The organism is Falsiroseomonas oryzae, from assembly GCF_027856955.1.
GTDB lineage: Bacteria > Pseudomonadota > Alphaproteobacteria > Acetobacterales > Acetobacteraceae > Falsiroseomonas > Falsiroseomonas oryzae.
Window position 1 is genome coordinate 1 of record NZ_JAPSMD010000433.1, and the last position, 4,411, is coordinate 4,411.

Annotated in this window: 4 protein-coding genes; all 4 read left to right on the plus strand. The window is 73.0% G+C overall.

What is annotated here, in order from left to right; translation table 11 throughout:
• Nucleotides 1-390 (plus strand): DUF533 domain-containing protein (locus OZN99_RS26295; protein WP_270938194.1); only part of this gene is annotated, 390 nt, incomplete at its 5' end.
• Nucleotides 387-1,619: a 3-sulfinopropanoyl-CoA desulfinase gene (gene acdA / locus OZN99_RS26300; protein ID WP_270938195.1), complete on the plus strand. Its 1,233-nt coding sequence runs from the start codon at nucleotides 387-389 to the stop codon at nucleotides 1,617-1,619. The genes OZN99_RS26295 and acdA, both read left to right, overlap by 4 nt.
• The gene (locus OZN99_RS26305; RefSeq protein ID WP_270938196.1) at nucleotides 1,616-2,452 is read left to right on the plus strand and encodes an alkaline phosphatase family protein; all 837 of its coding nucleotides are present in this window, start codon (nucleotides 1,616-1,618) and stop codon (nucleotides 2,450-2,452) included. The genes acdA and OZN99_RS26305 overlap by 4 nt, the downstream gene beginning before the upstream one ends.
• Before the next feature lie 228 nt (nucleotides 2,453-2,680).
• A partial coding sequence (locus tag OZN99_RS26310) for a histidine kinase famiy protein (RefSeq protein ID WP_270938197.1) occupies nucleotides 2,681-4,411 on the plus strand: 1,731 nt, incomplete at its 3' end.

Sequence of the window (4,411 nt, forward strand, 5' to 3'; positions counted from 1 at the left end):
GCGCCGGCGCCCGCGCCGGAACCCGAGCCGGACGAGCCCTCCGCCGAGGCGGCCGAGGCGCTGCTGATGGTCCGCGCCATGGTCGCCGCCGCCAAGGCCGATGGCGGCGTGGATGCGGCCGAGCGCGCCGCCATCGCCGCCCAGCTCGACGCCGCCGGGCTCAGCGCGGAGGAGCGCGACTTCGTGCTGGCCGATTTCGACCGGCCGCTGACGCCGGAAGCCCTGGCGAAGGAGGCGAAGGACCCGATGCTGCGCGCCCGCCTCTACGCCGCCGCCTTCGCCGGCGCCGGCGAGGTCACGCCGGCCGAGCGCGCCTGGCTCGATGCGCTGGCCAAGGCGCTGAAGCTGGACAAGGCCGCCGCCGCGGCGATCGAGGCGCGCCTCGCATGACCGAGCTGACGCCCGACCAGATCCGGCTGCGCGACCGCGCGCGCGAACTGGCGCAGGAGGCCGCCGCCCAGGCCGCCGGGACCGACCGCAGCGGCCAGTATCCCTGGCCGATGGTCCGCCGCATGGCGGAAGCCGGCTTCATGGGCCTGACCATCCCGCGCGACTGGGGAGGGCCGGGCGGCTCGGTGCTGGATGCCACGCTGATGGTGGAGGAATTCTCCCGCGCCTGCGCCGTCTGCGGCCGCATCGCGGTGGAGGCCAACATGGGCGCGCTCGGCGCCATCATGGCCTACGGCACCGAGGCGCAGAAGAAGCTGGCGGCCGGCCTGGTGCTGGCGGGCGACAAGCCCGCCATCTGCATCACCGAGCCGGGTGCCGGCTCCGCCGCCACCGAGATGACCACCACGGCGGTCCGACGGGGCGACACCTGGGTGATCGACGGCGCCAAGACCTGGATCACCGGCGGCGGCGTCTCCCGCCTGCATCTCATCTTCGCCCGCGCGGTGGAGGACGGCGAGTTCAGGGGCATCGGCGGCTTCATCGTGGTGCGCAACGCGGAGGGCGATCCGGCCGGCCTGGTCGTGAAGCGCCGCATCCCCTCCCTCGGCCTCTGCGGCATGCCGGAAGCCGAGCTGGAGTTCCGCGGGCTGGAGGTGCGCGACGAGATGGTGCTGCGCGCGCCCGGCGGCTTCGCCCGCGGCTTCGGCCGGCTGATCGACGCCTATAACGGCCAGCGCGTCGGCGCCGCGACGGTGGCGATGGGCCTGGCCGCCGGCGCGCTGGACCACGCGCTGGCCCGTGCCAACACCCGCCGCCAGTTCGGCCGCCCGATCGCGGAGTTCCAGGGCCTGGGCTGGATGCTGGCCGACATGTCGATCGAGGTGGAGGCGGCGCGCGCGCTGATCCACCGCGCCGCGCGCAGCGCCGGCCCGGCCGGCTTCCCGGACCGGCTGGCCGCCGCCCAGGCCAAGGTCTTCGCCTCCGAGATGGCGATCCGCGTGACCAACAACGCGCTGCAGGTCTGGGGTGCCGAGGGCTATTCGAAGGACAACCCGGTGGAGCGCTACCTGCGCGACGCCCGGATGTTCGCCATCGCCGGCGGCACCGCGCAGGTGCTGCGCACCCAGGTCGCCGAGCAGATCCTCGGCCGCAAGCTGCCGCAGACGCGCGACGGCTGGCTGAAGCTGATCGCCGAGGAGCAGGCGGCGGGGAAGCTGGCGGCGGATTGACGCTGCCGCCCGCGATGCACGTCCCGCCCGACAGCATCCTGTTCATCACGCTCGACTCGTGCCGCTACGACACCTTCGAGCAGGCGTCGGCGCCGGCGATGAAGGCCGTGTCGCGGCTCTACGCCGCGCAGGCGCCGGGCCACTTCACCTTCGCCTCGCACGCGGCGATGTTCGTCGGCCATACGCCGGGCGTGCCCTCGCTGCGCAAGCGCTTCGTGAACCCGAAATACGCCCGGCTGTTCCGCCTCGCCGCGCCTGGCGCCGCAGGGCACGGCCCGCCCGGCTTCCAGGTCGCCGGGCGCGACATCGTCGATGGCTTCGCGCGCGCGGGCTACCGCACCCTCGGGACCGGTGCGATGGCCTGGTTCAATGCCCGCACGCCGGTCAGCCGCAAGCTGACCGGCGGGTTTCAGGCCTTCGACTACGCGGGGCGGCTCGGCGTGGCGCACCAGGTGGCCTGGGTGGAGGCGCAGATCGCCGAGGCGGCAGGCCGGCCGGTCTTCGCCTTCCTCAATGTCGGCGAGACGCATGTGCCGTACTACTTCGAGGGCGCGCCCTGGCCGCGCGGCGACAACACGTGCAAGGCCTTCCAGGAGGTGGACCGCTCCGCAGAATGCCGCGAGCGGCAGCGCATGTGCTGCGAATACGTGGATGCGCGGATCGCCCCGCTGCTCGACCGTTTCGCCCACGCTACCATCCTGCTCTGCGCCGACCACGGCGATTGCTGGGGCGAGGACGGCCTGTGGGAGCACGGCGTCTCCCACCCGATGACGCTGACCGTGCCGCTGCTGATCCGCTACCGCGGCACGCCGGTGGAGGATCTGCCAGAGTAGCGGCTGATGCGCGAAGGCGCTTCGCCGGAGCGGTGACTCGGGCGCGCAGGCAAGGGCTGCAGCGTGATTCACGGCAGTGGATCACGCTGCGGCGCGCCCCGGCATCGCGCGATGCGGGGCGCCGCCCCGCCACCTCGTCACGCGACCGTCAGCCGGCCCCGCGCGGTGGTTGGGAAACCCGTCGCCGCGTGACGGCGTCCATGCGCTGCCGAATTGCGGGGAAGCCGGGTGAACGACGAGGAGGGGCAGCCCGCTGGCAGTGGCCGCCGGGACATGACGGAAGGCGAGGGCCAGAGCTCCGGCATCCCCGCCAGCGGCGACTTGCGCGACCTCTCCTGCTCGCCCACCGGCCGCCCCGGGCGCCGGCACTGGCAGGAAGCCACCATCAGCGATCCCGATCTGGCCAACCGCGGCGGAATCTTCTTCGCCGCGATCGAGATGACGCGGATGCCGATGATCCTGACGGACCCGAACCAGCCGGAAAACCCGATCGTCTTCGCCAACCGCGCCTTCCAGGACCTGACGGGCTACGACAGCGACGAGATCGTCGGGCGCAACTGCCGCTTCCTGCAGGGCGCGCAGACCGACCGCGCCGCGGTGACGGAGATGCGCGACGCCATCGCGGCGCATCGCCCCGTCTCCGTCGAGATCCTGAACTACAAGCGCGACGGCACGCCCTTCTGGAACGCGGTCTACATCGCCCCGGTCTACGACCGCGCCGGCCGGCTCATCTACTTCTTCGCCTCGCAGCTCGACATCACGCGGCGCCGCATGTCGGAACAGGCCTTCCGCCAGGCGCAGAAGATGGAATCCATCGGCCAGCTCACCGCCGGGCTGGCGCATGACTTCAACAACCTGCTCCAGGTCGTGCTCGGCAACCTCGAGACGGCGCGCAGCCGCGCCGACGACGACCGGCTGAGGCGCGCGGTGGACAACGCCACCGCCGCCGCCGAGCGCGGCGCGAAGCTGACGCGACAGCTCCTCGCCTTCGCCCGCCGCACGCGGCTGGAGCCGAAGGTGGTGGACCTCAACGCGCTGCTCGACGAGTTCGACGAGATGCTGGAGAGCACGCTCGGCGGCCGCATCGAGTTGCGCATCACCACGCGCCGCCGCCTGCCGCCGATCAGGGTGGACCCCGTCCATCTGGAAATGGCGCTGCTCAACGTGCTGATCAACGCGCGCGACGCCATGCCCGACGGCGGCGTCGCGACGGTGGAGACATCCCTGGTCGAGCTGGAGCCGAACGGCCTGCCGGGCGGGCGCTACGTCACGCTCTCCGTCATCGACCAGGGACAGGGCATGCCGCCGCACGTGCTGGAACGCGCGACCGAGCCGTTCTTCACCACCAAGAAGGCGGGCCTCGGCACCGGCCTCGGCCTGGCCATGGCACATGGCTTCACGCAGCAGTCCCTCGGCCGGATGGAGATCGAGAGCGCGGTCGGCCGCGGCACCACCGTGCGCTTCCTCTTCCCCGCCGCCGATCCGGACTCCCTGCAGCGGCGCGAGGACACGCAGGCCGCGGCCACGGTCGAGGTGCCGCGCGGCGCCGCCAACGAGACGATCCTGGTGGTCGAGGACAGCGAGGACATCCTCGCGCTGGCGCGCGAGCACCTGGAGAACCTGGGCTACAGCGTGCTGACCGCGCGCAGCGGGGAGGACGCGATGGAGGTGCTGGACGGGCTGGGCGAGGGCGGCCTCGACCTGCTGTTCAGCGACATCGTGATGCCGGGCGGCGCCAACGGGCTGGTCCTGGCGGAGCGGGTTCGCCGGCGCATGCCCGGCGTCGCGGTGCTGCTGACCACCGGCTACAACGACGAGCTGGCGCAGGACGGTCCGCACCCCGCCGCCATGGACGTGCTGGGCAAGCCCTATCGCCGGTCGGAGCTCGCCGACCGCGTGCGCGCGGCGCTGAACGGCCGCGCCGCCGTGCGCAGCGCGCGCCGCGTCGCCGCGCCCGGG

What these genes read in the sequence shown, in the direction of transcription:
- acdA (WP_270938195.1), top strand. Translation starts at nt 387, where the DNA reads ATGACCGAGCTGACGCCCGACCAGATCCGGCTGCGCGACCGCGCGCGC.